Below are 17376 nucleotides of genomic sequence, written 5' to 3'. Positions count from 1 at the left end.
TGCGCCGGAAGTGGCAGTAAATCGAGGGTGCACGGCAGTTCTGCCACTCACGGTAAGGAGTGTAAGCCGTGACACTGGTGTCTATGAACGCAGCCATGGACAACCTCATCGCCCTGCTGACCGTCCTCGGCATCTTCGTCGCCGTGGCCTTCCCGTCGCTGCTCGGCATCGCGCACGAGCGGCGCATCGACCGTCAGATCCGGACCGCTCACCGGATCATGACTTCGTCACCACGACGGTGACCGACCACTCCTGAATGCCCTTGCAGGAGATCTTGTGCGGGGCGGTCGCACACAGCGGCCGGGACGACGTGAGCTTCACGGTCCCGGCCGAGACCGCCTTGAACGCGTTGCTCGCGTCGCCGGGCCGGATCAGGATCCCGCTGTTGGTGGCCTCCAGGGCGGTGCCGGCGGTCTTGACCTGCGCCCACGGCCGGGACGCCGTCCCGTCCAGCAGGATCCGGATCGTGCTGCCGGTCGTCAGACAGAACGTGCCGTTGGTGTCGGCCGCGGCGAGCGTCTCCTTCGACGTACAGGCCGACCTACTCTTGCCCGGTGTGGGGGACTGGGACGGCGACACACTGCCGCTGCCGGTGTCGGACTTCGTGCCGCCGCAGCCCGTGAGGGCGAGTGCCAGGCTGGCGACGGCGAGGGACGGAGCGAGGATGGATCGACGCATGGGGGGCCTCCTTGCCCCTTTGACGTGTCACGGATGCATCCGGATCCGCCGTGAGAAGTGAAGTATTCGTGGACATGACACTCGCGCACATGACAGAGCCCCGGCCGCTGCGAGACGGCCGGGGCTCAGCTCATGAGGAGGTCAGCTGGTCGTGACGGCGGTGTCGTCGACGACGAAGCTGGTCTGGAGGGAGGAGTCCTCGACTCCGCTGAACTTCAGCGTCACGGTGGTGCCGGCGAAGGCCGACAGGCTGAAGGACTTCGCGACGTATCCGCTCGCCGCGTTGAGGTTGGAGTAGGTGGCCAGGGTGGTCGAGCCGGCGGTGACCGTCAGCTTGTCGTAAGCCGTGCTGGTGGTGGTCTCCGCGGTGTCGACGTGCAGGTAGAAGGTGAAGGTCGTGCCGGTGCAGCCGGACGGGACGGTCACCGACTGGGACAGCGTGTCGGTGTGGGTCGAGCCGTAGCCGTCGAGCCACGCGTAGTACGAGCCCGCGTGCGCGGCCTCACTGCTGGAGTTGGTGATGACCCCGCTGCTCGCGGTCCAGGTCGTGTTGCCGGACTCGAAGCCCGCGTTGCCCAGCAGCTGGGTCGAGGTGCAGGAGCCGCCGCCGGAGGTGCTGACCGTCCAGGTGAAGGAGGCCGAGCCGGAGGCGCCGGTGGAGTCGGTCGCGGTCACCGTCACGGCGTAGGTGCCTGCGGTGGACGCGGTGCCGGAGATCAGACCGGTCGAGCTGCTGATCGACAGGCCGGTCGGCAGCCCGCTCGCGCTGTAGGTGAGGGTCGCGCCCGCGCTGTCCGAGGCCGAGATCTGCAGGCTGGCCGTGGAACCGGTCGCCGTGGACTGGCTGCCCGGGTTGGTGACGGTCACCGTGTTGCCGGTCGTGGTGCCGGCGGTGAAGGCGGCGGTGCCGTCCGGGGTGCCCCAGCCGGTCGGGCCGTCGTAGCCGGTGCCCGCGGTGCAGAAGTACGAGGTCGAGCAGGAGCCGTTGTTGCCGCTCGTGACGTCGTACAGGTTGCTGGTGTGGGAGTAGGGGTACTTCGCCGGGTAGTCGCTGGAGCCCGGGGTGCCGGCCAGCGCGTAGACGCCCGCGATGATCGGGGACGAGGCGCTGGTGCCGCCGTAGACCGCCCAGCCGGAGCCGCCGTAGGTGTCGTAGACGGCCACGCCGGTGGCGGGGTCGGCGACGGCGGAGACGTCGGCCTCCATGCGCTTGGTGCAGCCCGTGTCGGTCTGCCAGCTCGGCTTCGCGTCGTACGCCGAGCAGCCGGAGCCGGTGCCCTCGGTGCTGCTGGTCTTCCAGACGGACTCGGTCCAGCCGCGGGTGTTGGAGGACGTGGAGAGGGCCGTGCCGCCGACTGCGGTCACGTACTGGGACGTTGCCGGGTACTCGGCGCCGTAGGCGCTGTCACCGGAGGAGACGGTGATCGCGACGCCCGGGTGCTTGAAGTACGAGGTGTCCTCGGAGGTCTGGGAGGAGGACTCGGAGCCGCCCCAGCTGTTCGACACGAACTTCGCGCCCAGGGCGACGGCCTCGTTCTCGGCGGCGCCGAGGTTGGCGTCGGTGGCCGAAGTGGCCTCCACCAGAATGATGTTGCAGTTCGGGCAGACCGCGCTGACCATGTCGATGTCGAGCGCTTCCTCGCCCGCCCAGCCGGTGTCGTTCGTCGGCAGGGAGGTGGTCGAGCCGGTCTGGCTGACCTGCTTGAAGCAGCCGCTGGCCACGGTGCAGGCCGACAGGCCGAAGTTGGAGCGGTAAGTGGCCAGGTCCGAGGCCGCGTTGGGGTCGTTGTACGCGTCGACCACGGCGACCGTCAGACCGGAACCGCCGGTCGAGGGCAGGGCGTACGCGCTGTGCAGGTTGGCCGGGCTCAGCCCGGAGACCGCGGCGGCGGCGTCCGCCTTCACCGCGGAGGCCAGCTTCTGCTTGATGTCGGTGCGCCGCTGGGCGAAACAGGCCGCCGAACCGGGGGCCGCGGTCGCGCACAGGTGCTCGGTCGGCACCTTCTGGCCGGCCTTGCCGGTCGAGTGGACGGCCTGGGCCGCGGGGGCGGTCAGGGCCTTGGCGTTCTGGGTGACCTTGGAGACCTGGGCGGACTGGACGACTGCCTGGGCTGCGGGCCGCGCGTCGGCGGGGGAGGCCGCCGCGAGCCCGAAGACGCTGAGGGTGAGGGCGGGTATGGCGGCGGTCAGTAGTCTTCGCAGGCTTCGTCTGGGCTTCTCACGCATGGGGGTACTGCCTCCGTCGAGTCGATTGGAGTGGGGTTCCTCGGCGTGGTGGCAGGCCTGTGACGCGCGTAGCGGCGGCATTGAACGCCGTCATGGGCATGACACTTGGAGCGTTCTGTGATGCCGTTGTGCATGACATGGACAGGACGGGCAGAACCTAGCCGGGGCGGCGTGACCGCGAACAGACGCACCCCATGAACTTTGCCGCTCCATAGAAACTCCATGGACGGCCCATGGAAGCTCCATGGGCCGTCCGCGAAGTAAGAAGCAGATAAAGGGCGTTCGGCGGGCGGGGGCTAGAAGTCCTCGTCGAGGTCGACCGTGCCCTCCACGGCGACCTGGTAGGCCGACGGGCGGCGCTCGAAGAAGTTGGTCAGCTCCTGCACACCCTGCAACTCCATGAAGGAGAAGGGGTTCTCGGAGCCGTAGACCGGGGCGAAGCCCAGCCGCTGGAGGCGCTGGTCGGCGACACACTCCAGGTACTGGCGCATCGAGTCGGTGTTCATGCCCGGCAGCCCGTCACCGCACAGATCACGCCCGAACTGCAGCTCCGCCTCGACGGCCTCCTTCAGCATGTCCGTGACCTGCTGCTGGAGTTGGTCGTCGAACAGCTCCGGCTCCTCCTTGCGGACGGTGTCGACCACCTCGAACGCGAAGGACATGTGCATGGTCTCGTCGCGGAACACCCAGTTGGTGCCGGTGGCCAGGCCGTGCAGGAGACCCCGGCTGCGGAACCAGTAGACGTACGCGAACGCGCCGTAGAAGAACAGCCCCTCGATGCACGCGGCGAAGCAGATCAGGTTGAGCAGGAAACGGCGGCGGTCGGCCTGGGTCTGGAGGCTCTCCAGCTTCTCGACCTCGTTGATCCACTTGAAGCAGAACTCGGCCTTCTCGCGGATGGAGGGGATGTTCTCCACCGCGTCGAAGGCGGCGGCCCTGTCCTCCGGGTCGGGGAGGTAGGTGTCGAGGAGCGTCAAGTAGAACTGCACGTGCACGGCCTCCTCGAAGAGCTGACGGCTCAAGTAGAGCCGCGCCTCCGGGGAGTTGATGTGCTTGTACAGCGTCAGCACGAGGTTGTTCGCCACGATCGAGTCGCCCGTCGCGAAGAACGCGACCAGCCGGCCGATCATGTGCTGCTCACCCGGCGTCAGCTTCGCGAGATCGGCGACGTCCGAGTGGAGGTCGACCTCCTCGACGGTCCAGGTGTTCTTGATCGCGTCCCGGTAGCGCTCGTAGAAGTCCGGGTAGCGCATGGGGCGGAGGGTCAGCTCGAAGCCCGGGTCGAGGAGGTTCTTTTCGGTGGAGCTCATTACTGGCAGGCCTCGCAGGACTCGGGGTTCTCAAGGGAGCAGGCGACCGCGTCTTCGTCCGGGGTCAACTGCTGTACGGGGACGGTGGTTTGGGCTTGGGCCTGGGCCGCGCGGGCGATGCGGGTCGCCGGGCGGGAGCGCAGGTAGTACGTCGTCTTCAGGCCCTGCTTCCAGGCGTACGCGTACATCGAGGAGAGCTTGCCGATCGTCGGCGTCTCCAGGAACAGGTTCAGGGACTGGGACTGGTCCAGGAACGGGGTGCGGGCGGCGGCCATGTCGATCAGGCCGCGCTGCGGGATCTCCCATGCTGTGCGGTACAGGGCGCGGACCTCGGCCGGGATCCAACTGAACGCCTGTACCGAGCCGTTGGCGTCCCGCAGCGCCTCCCGGGTGCGGGCGTCCCACACGCCGAGCTGCTTCAGCTCGTTCACCAGGTACGAGTTGACCTGGAGGAACTCACCGGACAGCGTCTCGCGCTTGAAGAGGTTGGAGACCTGCGGCTCGATGCACTCGTACACGCCCGCGATGGAGGCGATGGTGGCCGTGGGGGCGATCGCCAGCAACAGGCTGTTGCGCATGCCGACTTGGGCGATACGTTCCCGCAGCGCCGTCCAGCGCTCCGGCCAGGTCAGCTCCACGTCGTAGTGGTCGGGGTGCAGAACACCCTTCGCCGTACGGGTCTTCTCCCAGGCCGGCAGCGGGCCGTTGCGCTCGGCGAGGTCGGCGGAGGCCTCGTACGCGGCGAGCATGATGCGCTCGGCGATACGGGTGGAGAGGGCCTGTGCCTGCGGGGAGTCGAAGGGGACGCGCAGCTTGAAGAAGACGTCCTGGAGGCCCATCGCACCCAGGCCGACCGGGCGCCAGCGCGCGTTGGAACGGCCCGCCTGCTCGGTCGGGTAGAAGTTGATGTCGACCACGCGGTCGAGGAAGGTGACGGCGGTGCGAACGGTCTCGTCCAGCCGCTCCCAGTCGATGTCACCGTCGACCACGAAGGCGCCCAGGTTCACCGAACCCAGGTTGCAGACCGCCGTCTCGCCGTCGTCCGTGACCTCCAGGATCTCGGTGCAGAGGTTCGAGGAGTGGACGGTGTGGCCCGGCTCGGCCGTCTGGTTGGCGGTGCGGTTGGCCGCGTCCTTGAAGGTCATCCAGCCGTTGCCGGTCTGCGCGAGGGTGCGCATCATGCGGCCGTAGAGGTCACGGGCCGGGATGGTCTTCTTCGCGAGGCCTTGTTTTTCGGCCTCGCGGTACGCGGCGTCGAACTCCGCGCCCCACAGGTCGACCAGCTCCGGTACGTCGGCCGGCGAGAACAGCGACCAGACGCCGTCCTCGTTCACCCGGCGCATGAACTCGTCCGGGATCCAGTGCGCCAGGTTCAGGTTGTGCGTACGCCGGGCGTCCTCACCGGTGTTGTCCCGCAGCTCCAGGAACTCCTCGATGTCGGAGTGCCAGGTCTCCAGGTACACCGCGGCGGCACCCTTGCGCCGGCCGCCCTGGTTCACCGCGGCGACCGAGGCGTCCAGCGTCTTCAGGAACGGGACGATGCCGTTGGAGTGCCCGTTCGTGCCCCGGATCAGCGAACCGCGGCTGCGGATACGGGAGTACGAAAGACCGATGCCGCCGGCGTGCTTCGAGAGGCGGGCGACCTGGTGGTAGCGGTCGTAGATGGAGTCCAGCTCGTCCAGCGGGGAGTCGAGGAGGTAGCAGGACGACATCTGGGGGTGCCGGGTGCCGGAGTTGAAGAGGGTGGGGGAGGAGGGGAGGTAGTCGAGGCGGCTCATCAGGCGGTACAGCGCGGCGACTTCGTCGAGTGCGCGGGTCGAGTCGTCCTCGGCCAGACCGCTCGCCACCCGCAGCATGAAGTGCTGGGGCGTCTCGATGACCTTGCGGGTGATCGGGTGCCGCAGGAGGTAGCGGCTGTGCAGCGTACGGAGCCCGAAGTAGCCGAAGCGGTCGTCGGCGCCCTCATCGAAGGAGGCGGCGATCAGCGCGTCGAGGCGGGTCGCGTGCAGCGTCACGAACTCGGCGGTGCGGTCGGCGATCAGGCCCTCGCGGTGGCCCACGGCGACGGACTCGGTGAAGGTCGTCACGCCCTGGGAGGCGGCCTCCGCGGCGATACTGACCGTCAGCAGCCGGGCGGCGAGCCGGGAGTAGACCGGGTCTTCGGAGATGAGGCCGGCGGCGGCCTCCGTGGCCAGTTCGCGCAGTTCCGTCTCGTCCGCGTGGGCGGACCGGCCGCGCAGTGTGGCGGCGGCGACCCGGCCGGGGTCGGCGTCGGGAAGGTCGGCGGTCAGCTCGGTCAGGGTCCGCAGGATCGCGGCACCGGGACCGTCGGCACCGGGAACGGCCGTTCCGGGAACGCCGGTTACGGACGCTGCGTTCGCCTCGTTCGCCTGGGTCGCTGATGCCGGCTCTGCTGGCGCGATGGTCACGGTGGGGCTCTCCCTCGCTCGGCACGGGGCCTTGCGGAGGGCAGGCGGCAGCTCACGAGCGCACGGGGCGTCGCGTCCACCGGCCCACTCCACGAGGCCCGGACGTCATGCGCCCTGGCCGGGTGGCTGGGCGCGCCGTCGGCAGGTCCTCGGACTGACCAGGCGTGCGTATGCACGCAAGTACACCGTTGCGGGACAGTTCCGGATTCGCACCGGATTCCCCTGCGGCGACAGCGAGCATGAGCATACATCTTGTGCCGGGCTGTCGTGGCAACCCCAGATGTAGTGTCGCGGCTGTTTCAGAGCGTCAACTCATAGGTGAGGAGAGTGATGTCGTCGAGCTCCGGCAGGGGATTCCAGTCCCGGTCCGGGGTGCGGGTGAACCCGAGGCGTCCGTAGATGCGGTGGGCCGCGTGCATGGTGCCTTGGGTCGACAGGACTACGGCTGTGCAGCCCGCCGTGGCCCGGGCGCGGTCGACGCAGGCGCGGACCAGGGCCTCGCCGGCGCCCTTGCCGCGGGCCTCGCGGGCGACCGCCAGCATCCGGATCTCGGCCTCGCCGGGTTGTGCGATGTCGGCCATGGGGCCGCCGGACGGGACGAAGGTCACTCCGCCGAGGAGGTGGTCGTCGTCGACGGCTACGAGTACGTCGGCTGCGGCGGCTCGTTCTGCCACGGCTCTCAACTCGTCGAGGTATGCGTCGCTTTCGCCGAAGTCGAGGAGGCCGTCCTGGAGGTAGGCCTGGGCTGTGATCTCACCCAGGCCGTCGTACTCGCCGGGGGCCGCCTGCCTGATCACGATGTCCATGGCTTCGAGTCTGCCCGACGGCCGAGTCGCGGGGTGTCCCGGGAGTGATTCCATGGAAAGAGGTGCCGGTGCCCGCGTGGTCCTCTGTCCCGAGAATCGCTCTCGGAGGGAGAACGCATGATGACCAGGGTCGTCCGTCACCCGCCTGGCAGGGAGCGACTGCGCGATGCACCGATGGCGACGCTGGATCTGCGCCGGGCCGGGGTCCGGGTCAGACGGTTCCTCCTCGGTCACTGGCACACCCTGACGATCCGTCTGGAGGCGCGCCGCGGCACAACGCGCCCAAAGAAGTGGTGCAGGTGGGTCTCGTACACGAACGTCACCAGGGCTGTCTGGCTGGCTGCCGCGCTCGTGGTGCTCGTGTGGTGTGCGGAGGGCCTGTACATCCTCATCAAGCATCACTCGACCAGTTTCGAGAAGTGGCGGCAGGGCAACGAAGGGTTCGACGCCCTTCTCCGTTTCGTCGGCCCTATCTCCTCGTCGGGGGTGTCGGGGTGGGGAAGACCGCCGTCCTGGTGCGGCTCACCGAACTGCTCGCCCGGCAGAACGCGGTGCCCGTGCCGGTCCGGTTGAGGGACGCGGACGACGGGGCCGACCTGAACTTCGAGCGCATGGCGAAGCAGCGCTTCGTCGAGGAGTCGCCCATGGGCATCCTCGCGCGCAGCAAGACCGAGCGGGTGTGGCAGCAACTGCTCGCCGACGACAAGCCGGTGGTCATCGCCGACGGTCTGGAGGAGGCCCTCCTCAACGAGAACCTCCAGCAGAACCGGGAGAACATCATCCGCCGGGCCATCGAGCGTGCCCACGAGGAGAAGCTGCCCCTGGTCATCGCCTCCCGGCCGCACAGTCCGCTGGAGAGCACCCTCGCCGCGATCGTGGAGCTGGACCCGCTGAGCGAGGAGGAGGCGCTGTACTTCGTGGAGGCGCGGGTCCCGGACACGGACGAGCGGCGCGTGGACTGGATCGTGGAGACGGCGGAGGTCACCGAGTCGCCGATCTACCTGCAGATCGCCCGTGAACCGCACCGGCACGGCGCCCTGGAACGCGACGGTGCGCGGGGCGACGCACAGCGGCTGGACACGCGGAGCTGGGACCGCAGCAGCGCCGCGACGCCCTCGAAGTGGTCTCCGCCCTGGCCTGCATCGGGCTGCTCCAGGACAAACTGGAGGTGGGCTTCGCGGATGGCACACCCTCTGCGACCGGCTCAGTCACGAGGAGGGCAGGCTGCTGCGCGAGGGCAATCTGGGCCAGTGTCACGCCGCGCTGGCGCGCTTCGCGGGGTACGCGAACAGGCTCGGGCCGGTGGAGGGTTTCGAGAAGCGGGTCCGTTTCCCGCACAGCATCTTCCAGGCCTACTTCGGCTTCCGCGCACTGACCGACCTCGGGGAGCGGGAGGTCGGGGCGCTGGTCGAGCAGGCACTGCAGCCGCCCGGCCCCAGCCGTGAACTGCTCATCGCCCTGGTCCTGCTGTCCCGTCGGCGCGCGGGGGCGAGGGAGGCAGCGTCCGGGCCGAGGCGAAGAAGGAGATGAAGGAGCTGTGGCGGCAGGTCCCCGTGAGCGGGCTCAGCCTGGCCCAACGGCTGCGAAACGGCGACTGCTCAAGCGGCTCGGGGCGGCGCTGCGCTCGGTGTCGGGCAGGATCGACACCACTCCGCTGTACTACCAGCTCTTCCGGATGGGCATCGAGGAGCCCTCCTCCTCGGTGCGCCTGGCCGCGGCGCAGGAGATCGGCAGCGGCGGCAACGAGGCGTTCGCGGTGATCCGCGAACGGATCGGCCTGAACAGCGATCCCGTGCAGGAGTACAACGACAGGGTCGGCGAGCTGAGGCTGTGGAAGCGGCGGCAGTTCGAGACGTGGGCCAGGAGGATGGCGGGTGCGAGGACCGATCGCCCGCCTTCGCGCGCCACGTTGTCCGAGCGCATCGACCGTCTGCAACACGAACGGCAGGACCTCAACCAGGAGTACCGGCGGCGACGGGTCGCCCTGTTCCGGGAGTTCGTGATGCGGGCCTGGATGATCCCCATGCTCCTGGGCTCCGTCGACGACGCCCACCGTGACGAGGCCCGGGAACGACTCACGAAGTGGCTGCGCCACCTCGACCCGAAGTTCACGGGCGGCGCCCCCGACCTGCCACTGGCCCTTGAGGCCGTGCTGGCCCAGGGCTTCAAGTACGTGGCCAACCGGCGTAAACGCCATCCGCACGCGTACCCGCGCGGTCGCGCCGATCTCATGCGGCAGGCGGAGAAGGTGTTGCAGCAGTCCCGGTGGGAGCTGCCGGACAGGGTGGGCCACCACCATGACCACGCGAACCACGACGACACCGTGACGGGCCCGGAAGGCGACGGCCACGGGGTGCACGAACTCTCCGAGGCGATCGGCGGGATGACCGCCGTACAGACCGTGGAGCGCTGGCTGTCGATGGCGGGCACCGTGAGCGGGGCGCCCGGACGGTCGAACGCGAACGGTGCCCGGCCCGGCGGCCCCTACATCCCTTCGTCGCCGAGGCGGCCGATCTGGTGGCCCTCGCGCTGGAGACCGGGCAGCCCGAGCGGTACCTGTGGATCGACGAGAAGGGCGCCACCGACACCATCGGCTCCCGCACCCGTTACCCAGGGGGATATCGCCGGTGCAACCTGTGGATCCCGCCGTCGGCCGGCTGGAGCAGCCTGGACGCGCGGGCCCAGCACCTCGTCGCCGACGTCCTGGTCATGCTGAACCTCGTCGAGCGCGACGGGCATCCGGACGAGGTCGAGGAGCGGCTGGCTCGCGTGGAGCAGCCCGGCATGCCGCTCCCGCCGTGCATCCGCACGAACCGTGAGCCGCTGCGGCCGGACCTGCGGGCAGGTACCTCGGTCCCGCCCGCACCGGGCAGCACCTGTCTGCCCGGTGCAAGTTCCAGCTCTGCCCGTACCCGCCCCGGGGCTGTGTGCCCCGAGGCGAGATCCGCGAGCCGTTCTGCCGCCAGCAGCAGGCACTGTTGCCGGGGCGCGTGCGTCGCTGTCCGCCCAGGGCCCTGCGCAGGAAGACACCGCACTGGGTCAGCATGCGCGTCCGGGAGCTGGATAGCTTCTGGGAGGCGATGGCCGGGCGCACGCGCGACTGACTAGTGGGCTGCTCCCGCCGTCGCCGGCGGCAACTCCACCTCCACCCCGGGGTCCCCAGCATCCGCCGTGTAGTCCGCCGGGCTTGTCTCGTCGACGCCCTCTGGCGCCTTCAGGGCCTTCAGTACGAACGTCAGGACCACCGTCACCGCCACGTTCAGTACGAACGCCGTCAAGCCGATGTAGCCGATCTCGCCGATCCCCGGGATCTCCTTCGCGGAGCCGCCGAAGTGGGCCTGGGTGGGGGAGGCCACACCGTAGGCCGCGAGGGTGCCGTAGAGCATGCCGACTGCCCAGCCGGTGAGGAGGGCCCAGCGGTGGAACCAGCGGGTGAAGAGGCCGCCCACCAGGGACGGGAAGGTCTGGAGGATCCAGATGCCGCCCAGGAGCTGGAAGTTGATGGCGACTGTTTTGTCCATCGTCAGGACGAAGGCCAGGGCACCGACCTTCACCAGCAACGAGACCAGCTTGGAGACCTTGGTCTCTTGGGCGGGGGTCGCGTCCGGGTTGATGAAGTCCTTGTAGATGTTGCGGGTGAAGAGGTTCGCCGCCGCGATGGACATGATGGCGGCGGGGACCAGGGCTCCGATGCCGATCGCGGCGAAGGCCACGCCCGCGAACCAGTCCGGGAACATGTTCTCGAACAGCTGCGGGATCGCCAACTGCCCGTTGGTGACCTTGACTCCGGCCGCGATCGCCATGAAGCCGAGCAGGGCGAGCAGGCCCAGCATCAGTGAATACAGCGGCAGGATCGTGGTGTTGCGGCGGATCACGTTGCGGCTCTTGGAGGAGAGCGTCGCGGTGATCGAGTGGGGGTACATGAACAGGGCCAGTGCCGAGCCCAACGCGAGTGTGGCGTACGTCCATTGGCCCGCCGGTGCGGGTATGAGTCCGCCGGCCCCGGCCGCCTTGAACTTGGCGCCCGCCGCGCTGAAGATGTCGTCGAAGCCGCCGAGCTTGATCGGGATGTAGATGATCGCCACCGTGATCACGATGTATATCAGCCCGTCCTTCACGAACGCGATCAGCGCGGGGGCGCGCAGGCCGGACGAGTAGGTGTACGCGGCCAGCACGGCGAACGCGATCAGCAGCGGCAGGTCCTTCACGAACCAGTTGGAGCTGGCGCTGCCGCCCACGCCCATCACGTCCAACACGGCCTGGATGCCGACCAGTTGGAGCGCGATGTACGGCATGGTCGCGAGGATGCCGGTGACCGCCACCGCCAGCGAGAGGCTCTTCGAACCGAAGCGTCCGCGCACGAAGTCGGACGTCGTCACGTATCCGTGCTTGTGCGACACCGACCAGAGGCGGGGCAGGAACGTGAAGATCAGGGGGTACACCAGGATCGTGTACGGCACCGCGAAGAAGCCGGCCGCGCCCGCCGCGTAGACCGCCGCGGGGACGGCGACGAACGTGTACGCGGTGTAGAGGTCGCCGCCGAGCAGGAACCAGGTGACCCAGGTGCCGAACGACCGTCCGCCCAGGCCCCATTCGTCGAGGCTGTGCTCGTTGTCGGCCCGGCGCCAGCGCGCGGCCAGGAAGCCCAGGACCGTGACGGCCAGGAAGAAGAAGATGAAGACGCCGAGAGCGACGCCGTTCACGCCGTCGTTCACCGGTTGCCTCCATGACGGGTGCGCTGGTCACGCTGCCAGAGCTTGTAGGCGGTCATGGTCAGCGCCGTCGAGATCAGCACCCACAGCATCTGGTACCAGTAGAAGAACGGGATGCCGATGAACACGGGGTCCGTCTTGGCGTAGGAGCCGACCCAGAGCAGCGCCACGAAGGGTGCGAACAGGCAGACGGCGATGACCACGCGGACCGGTGTCACCACCGGCGCCCCCACTTCGGGCGGAACTTCAGGCACATCTGACATTTCGCGGCTCCGTCCCCTCACTGATCACCTGTGTAACGCGCAGGCAATGTAGGTCACGGAATCACCGCAGCGAAAGACCCCGTCCGCATATCGTCATGTCGATTCAGTGAAGGCCCGACATCGGTGTCAACAGCAGCGGAAACCCTGGCGCGGGTCGGCCTCCTGGCGGTCCGTCCGCATTCGTTCGAAGTCGCGTCGGTTCGGCACCTCCGCGTCCGGATGGTCCCGGCGTACATGCGCGACATACCGCTCGTACGCCGACTCGTCCATCAGCTCCCGGACGTACCAGCGCACTCCGCTAGTCGCCCGCCTGAACGCCGACCACATCACGCGCCGCCGCCTCCTCCTTCTCCTCCCGGGTCGGGATCAGCCCGGCCGGTGCCACGATCTTCGACTCGACGTACGGCGTCTCGCTCAGTGTGGAGAGTGCCGGGCGGCGGATGTGTCGAACGCAGATCCGAAGGGCGTCCGCGATCACGACCACGACCAGCACCGCGAGAATGGCCGAAAGCACTCCGTCCACCGTGGAGTTGGTGACGACGGTGTGCATGTCGTCCATGTTCTTCGCGGGAGGCAGGACCTTGCCCGCGTCGATCGCGTCCTGGAACACGGACCGTTGCTTGAAGAAGCCGACCTTGGGGTCACTGGAGAACACCTTCTGCCAGCTCGCGGTCAGCGTGACCGTGGCGTCCCAGGCGAGTGGGATCCCGGTGATCCAGGCCCACTTGAGGCGGCCGGACTTCACCAGGAGGGTGGTGCAGACGGCCAGGGCGACGGCGGCGAGCAGCTGGTTGGAGATGCCGAAGATCGGGAAGAGCTGGTTGATCCCGCCGAGGGGTTCGTGGACGCCGACCCAGAGGAAGTAGCCCCAGAGTGCGCACACGATCGCGCTGGTCACCGCCAGGCCCGGCTTCCAACTCACGTTCTTGAAGGGCCGGTAGACGTTGCCCAGCATGTCCTGGAGCATGAACCGGCCCACGCGCGTGCCCGCGTCCAGCGCGGTCAGGATGAACAGCGCCTCGAACATGATCGCGAAGTGGTACCAGAAGGCGCGCAGACTCCCGCCGGTGACCTTGGCGAAGATCTCCGAGACACCGACCGCGAGGGTGGGCGCACCGCCGGTGCGGGAGAGCAGGCTGGCCTCGTCGACGTTCTTCGCGGCCTGCGCGAGGTCGGCGGGGGAGATGTGATAGCCCCAACTGCTCACCACCTGCGAGGCGTTCTGCACGGTCGTGCCGATCGCGCCCGCCGGTGCGTTCATCGCGAAGTACAGGCCGGGGTCGATGATGCTCGCGGCGACCAGCGCCATGATCGCGACCGACGACTCCATCAGCATGGAGCCGTAGCCGATCATCCGGATCTGCGTCTCCTTCTGGATCATCTTCGGGGTCGTACCGCTCGATATGAGCGAGTGGAAGCCGGACAGGGCGCCGCAGGCGATCGTGATGAAGACGAAGGGGAAGAGCGAGCCGGCGAAGACCGGTCCGTTCCCGTGTTTGGCGAAGTCGGTGACGGCGGGCATCTTGAGGTCGGGCAGGGCGACGACGACCCCGATCGCCAGCAGGGCGATGGTGCCGATCTTCATGAAGGTGGAGAGGTAGTCGCGCGGGGCGAGCAGGGTCCACACCGGCAGGATCGAGGCGATGAAGCCGTACGCCACCAGCCAGATGACCAGCGTCGAGGGCGCGAGCGTGAAGGTGCCGGCCCAGGACGACTCGGCGACCCAGCGGCCCGCGACCAGGGCGAGCAGCAGCAGGGCCACGCCGATCAGCGACACCTCGGAGACGCGGCCGGGGCGAAGTACCCGTAGATAGAAGCCCATCAGCAGGGCGATCGGGATGGTCATGCCGATGGAGAAGGTGCCCCAGGGGGAGGAGGCCAGCGCGTTCACGATGACCAGGGCCAGCACCCCGAGCAGGATGATCATGATGGCGAAGGTGGCGATCAGCGCCGCCGCGCCGCCGAAGGGGCCGATCTCCTCGCGGGCCATCTGCCCAAGAGACCTGCCGTCGCGCCGGGTCGAGAAGAACAGCACCACCATGTCCTGGACCGCGCCCGCGAAGATGACGCCGACGATGATCCAGATCGTGCCGGGCAGGTAGCCCATCTGCGCGGCCAGTACGGGGCCGACGAGCGGTCCGGCGCCGGCGATCGCGGCGAAGTGGTGGCCCAGCAGGACGCGGCGGTCGGTGGGGTGGAAGTCGATGCCGTTGTCGAGGCGTTCGGCCGGGGTGGCCCGGGTCGCGTCGACCTTCAGGACCTTGTACGCGATGAACTTCGAGTAGAAGCGGTAGGCGATGGCGTACGAGCCGAGCGCGGCGGCCACCATCCAGGCGGCCGACACGTTCTCGCCCCGCGCCAGCGCGAGGACGGACCAGCCCGCCGCGGCGACGAGCGCGACGAGGGTCCAGACGACGATGGTTCGGACGTTCGCGGTACGCACCGGGGAGTCCTCCCGTCCATGCGGCGACGGGAGGAACGTAGAGCAACCAGCGTTACTGCGTAAGTCCCCTAGTCCTGCGGACGCTTGAGTCGCGCCACGAACTTGTAGCGGTCGCCCCGGTACACCGACCGCACCCACTCCACCGGCTTGCCCTCCTTGTCGATCGAGTGGCGGGAGAGCATCAGCATCGGGAGGCCGACGTCGGTGCTGAGGAGGCCGGCCTCGCGCGGGGTGGCCAGCGAGGTCTCGATGGTCTCCTCGGCCTCGGCGAGATGGACGTCGTAGACCTCGGCGAGCGCGGTGTAGAGGGACGTGTACTTGACCAGCGACCTGCGCAGGGCGGGGAAGCGCTTCGCGCTGAGATGGGTGGTCTCGATGGCCATCGGCTCGGCGTTGGCCATGCGGAGGCGCTCGATGCGCAGGACCCGGCCGCCGGTGGTGATGTCGAGCAGGTCGGCGAGGGTGTCGTCGGCGGTGATGTAGCCGATGTCCAGGAGCTGCGAGGTCGGTTCGAGGCCCTGGGCTCGCATGTCCTCGGTGTACGAGGTGAGTTGGAGCGCCTGCGAGACCTTCGGCTTGGCGACGAACGTGCCCTTGCCCTGGATACGCTCCAGGCGGCCCTCGACGACCAGTTCCTGAAGGGCCTGGCGGACGGTGGTGCGCGAGGTGTCGAACTCCGCGGCCAGGGTGCGCTCGGGCGGGACCGGAGTGCCGGGCGGCAACGTCTCCGTCATGTCCAGCAGGTGTTTCTTGAGGCGGTAGTACTTGGGCACACGCGCGGTGCGGACGGTAGCCCCACCCTCGTTCTCCGCACTGCTGACGTCGGTGCTCATGCTCCGCCTTTCCGGCTCCGGACAAGGGTCACTTCGTGATCCCTTCTGTATACCGTCGCGGTCGCTTTTGGTCTAGTCCACAAGGCCAAGTGGTCTAGCGGAAGAGAGTACTCCGGCACGGTTGTTTTCGCTGCCTTCTTACTTAAAGGTTCCTGCATATGTAGGTCCCATAACGGCTGGTCAGGGCGGTTTCGGGAACCCTTGACAGGCTCTGTGGTCTGGTCCAAGCTCCCGGTACTGGTCTACACCATTGGTTCAGGTCCCGGCCCATGGGCGGGAGGTGTGGCAGGCATCCCTGAGGAGGGTGGCGTGAAGCGCAAGCTGATAGCCGCGATCGGTATCGCGGGCATGATGGTCTCCATCGCGGCGTGCGGGGGCAACGACGACAAGGGCTCTTCGAAGAGCGGCGCCGACGCCAAGGAGCTGACCGTCTGGCTCACCGTCGACGCGCAGAACAACTGGCCCAACCTGGTGAAGGCGGCCGACGCGGCCGTGCAGAAGGCGCACCCCGGCGTCAAGATCAAGCACGAGTACTACGGCTGGCCGGACAAGAACACCAAGCTCGACGCGGTTCTCGCCACCGACAAGGCGCCCGACGTGGTCGAGATGGGCAACACCGAGATGCTGAGCTACATGGTCAAGGGCGCCTTCGCACCCGTCGACGCTTCCAAGTTCACCAACTCCTCCGCCTGGCTCGACGGCCTCAAGGCCTCGGTCACCTACGACGGCAAGACCTACGGCGTCCCCTACTACGCCGGTGGCCGCGTCGCCAACTGGCGCAAGGACATCGCCGCTTCGGCCGGCATCAAGGCGCCCCCGACGACGTACACCGAGCTGACCGCCGACCTGGACAAGATCCAGAAGAAGGAAGGCAGCAAGTTCAGCGCCTGGTACCAGCCCACCCGTGACTGGTACGCGGCCATGTCCTTCGTCTACGACGCCGGCGGCTCCATCGCCGCGGAGTCCGGCGGCCAGTGGAAGGGCAACCTCTCCTCGCCGGAGTCCATCAAGGGCCTCAACGAGTTCAAGACCGTCATCGACAAGTACATGCACGGTGACAAGACCAAGGACGAGTCCGACCGTTACATCGTCTACGGCCAGGGCAAGGCGTCCATGATCTTCGGCGCCGCGTGGGAGGGCGCGAGCGCGGCCGACCCGAAGGTCGACAAGACCGGCGGCAAGCTGAAGACCAGCCTCGTCAACTTCGTGATGCCCGGCCCGTCCGGCAAGAACATGCCCGTGTTCCTGGGCGGTTCCGACCTGGCCGTCCCGGTCAAGTCCAAGGCGCAGGCGCTCGCCGCCGAGTGGATCAACGCCTTCACCGGCCCCTCCGGCCAGAAGGGCCTGATGGCCAAGGGCAACCTGCCCAACAACAAGACCGACCTCGCGACGCTGAAGAGCGACCCCGCGACGGCGGTCCCGGCCACCGCGGCCGAGTCCAACTGGTTCGTCCCGATGGCACCGGGCTGGGGCCAGGTCGAGAAGGCTCAGGTCCTGCAGACCATGCTGCAGAACATCGGCACCGGCAAGCAGTCGGTCGAGGACGCCGCGAAGGCCGCGGACACCGCGATCGACAAGGTCATCAACACCAAGTGACCTGGGGGTGGGGCCCTGTTGGACACCTGGGTGTCCTCGGGGCAGGGCCCCGCCTTCACGTACGGCCGTACGACCTGAGG

14 protein-coding genes and 1 riboswitch are annotated in these 17376 nt (G+C 68.3%); of the genes, 4 read left to right on the top strand and 10 right to left on the bottom strand.

What is annotated here, in order from left to right; genetic code table 11:
• Positions 1-68: 68 nt before the first annotated feature.
• The gene (locus tag OH768_RS18025) at positions 69-242 is read left to right on the top strand and encodes a hypothetical protein (RefSeq protein WP_406454828.1); all 174 of its coding nucleotides are present in this window, start codon (positions 69-71) and stop codon (positions 240-242) included.
• On the opposite strand, the gene OH768_RS18020 is transcribed toward OH768_RS18025, so the two are convergent.
• From OH768_RS18020 to OH768_RS18000, 5 genes are all read right to left on the bottom strand, one after another.
• The gene (locus OH768_RS18020; RefSeq protein ID WP_406454826.1) at positions 217-678 is read right to left on the bottom strand and encodes a hypothetical protein; all 462 of its coding nucleotides are present in this window, start codon (positions 676-678) and stop codon (positions 217-219) included. The two genes, OH768_RS18025 and OH768_RS18020, sit on opposite strands and share 26 nt — an antisense overlap.
• Before the next feature lie 141 nt (positions 679-819).
• Positions 820-2904, bottom strand: a complete 2085-nt coding sequence (locus OH768_RS18015; protein ID WP_406454824.1) for a putative Ig domain-containing protein — start codon at positions 2902-2904, stop codon at positions 820-822.
• Positions 2905-3200: 296 nt separating this feature from the next.
• Entirely contained in the window at positions 3201-4214 is a 1014-nt protein-coding gene (locus OH768_RS18010) for a ribonucleotide-diphosphate reductase subunit beta (protein ID WP_406454822.1), read from the bottom strand.
• On the bottom strand, positions 4214-6643 hold the full coding sequence (locus tag OH768_RS18005; RefSeq protein ID WP_406454820.1) for a ribonucleoside-diphosphate reductase subunit alpha: 2430 nt from the start codon (positions 6641-6643) through the stop codon (positions 4214-4216). The genes OH768_RS18010 and OH768_RS18005 overlap by 1 nt, the downstream gene beginning before the upstream one ends.
• A gap of 122 nt (positions 6644-6765) precedes the next feature.
• Positions 6766-6897, bottom strand: a riboswitch (cobalamin riboswitch).
• Positions 6898-6942: 45 nt separating this feature from the next.
• Positions 6943-7449, bottom strand: a complete 507-nt coding sequence (locus OH768_RS18000; RefSeq protein WP_406454818.1) for a GNAT family N-acetyltransferase — start codon at positions 7447-7449, stop codon at positions 6943-6945.
• A gap of 494 nt (positions 7450-7943) precedes the next feature.
• Here OH768_RS18000 and OH768_RS17995 point away from each other — a divergent pair, with 494 nt between their 5' ends.
• Positions 7944-8894 carry a hypothetical protein gene (locus OH768_RS17995; protein WP_406454816.1) on the top strand — a complete coding sequence of 317 codons (951 nt, stop codon included), beginning with the start codon at positions 7944-7946 and terminating at the stop codon, positions 8892-8894.
• Positions 8895-8986: 92 nt separating this feature from the next.
• Positions 8987-10165 carry a hypothetical protein gene (locus tag OH768_RS17990; protein ID WP_406454814.1) on the top strand — a complete coding sequence of 393 codons (1179 nt, stop codon included), beginning with the start codon at positions 8987-8989 and terminating at the stop codon, positions 10163-10165.
• Positions 10166-10553: 388 nt separating this feature from the next.
• On the opposite strand, the gene mctP is transcribed toward OH768_RS17990, so the two are convergent.
• From mctP to OH768_RS17965, 5 genes are all read right to left on the bottom strand, one after another.
• Positions 10554-12164 carry a monocarboxylate uptake permease MctP gene (gene mctP, locus OH768_RS17985; protein WP_406454812.1) on the bottom strand — a complete coding sequence of 537 codons (1611 nt, stop codon included), beginning with the start codon at positions 12162-12164 and terminating at the stop codon, positions 10554-10556.
• Positions 12161-12424 carry a DUF3311 domain-containing protein gene (locus OH768_RS17980; protein ID WP_406454810.1) on the bottom strand — a complete coding sequence of 88 codons (264 nt, stop codon included), beginning with the start codon at positions 12422-12424 and terminating at the stop codon, positions 12161-12163. The genes mctP and OH768_RS17980 overlap by 4 nt, the downstream gene beginning before the upstream one ends.
• Before the next feature lie 126 nt (positions 12425-12550).
• Entirely contained in the window at positions 12551-12751 is a 201-nt protein-coding gene (locus tag OH768_RS17975) for a YbdD/YjiX family protein (protein ID WP_406465321.1), read from the bottom strand.
• The gene (locus OH768_RS17970) at positions 12723-14867 is read right to left on the bottom strand and encodes a carbon starvation CstA family protein (protein ID WP_406454808.1); all 2145 of its coding nucleotides are present in this window, start codon (positions 14865-14867) and stop codon (positions 12723-12725) included. Before OH768_RS17970 ends, OH768_RS17975 begins: the two co-directional genes overlap by 29 nt.
• Positions 14868-14935: 68 nt before the next feature.
• Positions 14936-15700 carry a GntR family transcriptional regulator gene (locus tag OH768_RS17965; protein WP_406454806.1) on the bottom strand — a complete coding sequence of 255 codons (765 nt, stop codon included), beginning with the start codon at positions 15698-15700 and terminating at the stop codon, positions 14936-14938.
• Between the two features lie 309 nt (positions 15701-16009).
• Between OH768_RS17965 and OH768_RS17960 the strand changes: the two genes are divergently transcribed.
• On the top strand, positions 16010-17296 hold the full coding sequence (locus tag OH768_RS17960) for an extracellular solute-binding protein (protein ID WP_406454804.1): 1287 nt from the start codon (positions 16010-16012) through the stop codon (positions 17294-17296).
• The last annotated feature ends 80 nt before the right edge of the window (positions 17297-17376 follow it).

Origin of the sequence: Streptomyces sp. NBC_01622 (assembly GCF_045209635.1) — a bacterium.
Classification (GTDB): domain Bacteria; phylum Actinomycetota; class Actinomycetes; order Streptomycetales; family Streptomycetaceae; genus Streptomyces.
The sequence above is the reverse complement of the archived record's forward strand: the minus strand, read 5'-3'. Positions and strand labels throughout refer to the sequence as shown.

Excerpts from the sequence above, each read along its gene's own strand:
- OH768_RS18020 (WP_406454826.1), bottom strand. The coding sequence starts at position 678 with ATGCGTCGATCCATCCTCGCTCCGTCCCTCGCCGTCGCCAGCCTGGCA.
- OH768_RS17980 (WP_406454810.1), bottom strand. The coding sequence starts at position 12,424 with ATGTCAGATGTGCCTGAAGTTCCGCCCGAAGTGGGGGCGCCGGTGGTG.
- OH768_RS18010 (WP_406454822.1), bottom strand. The coding sequence starts at position 4,214 with ATGAGCTCCACCGAAAAGAACCTCCTCGACCCGGGCTTCGAGCTGACC.
- OH768_RS18015 (WP_406454824.1), bottom strand. The coding sequence starts at position 2,904 with ATGCGTGAGAAGCCCAGACGAAGCCTGCGAAGACTACTGACCGCCGCC.
- OH768_RS17965 (WP_406454806.1), bottom strand. The coding sequence starts at position 15,700 with ATGAGCACCGACGTCAGCAGTGCGGAGAACGAGGGTGGGGCTACCGTC.
- OH768_RS17975 (WP_406465321.1), bottom strand. The coding sequence starts at position 12,751 with ATGTGGTCGGCGTTCAGGCGGGCGACTAGCGGAGTGCGCTGGTACGTC.
- OH768_RS18000 (WP_406454818.1), bottom strand. The coding sequence starts at position 7,449 with ATGGACATCGTGATCAGGCAGGCGGCCCCCGGCGAGTACGACGGCCTG.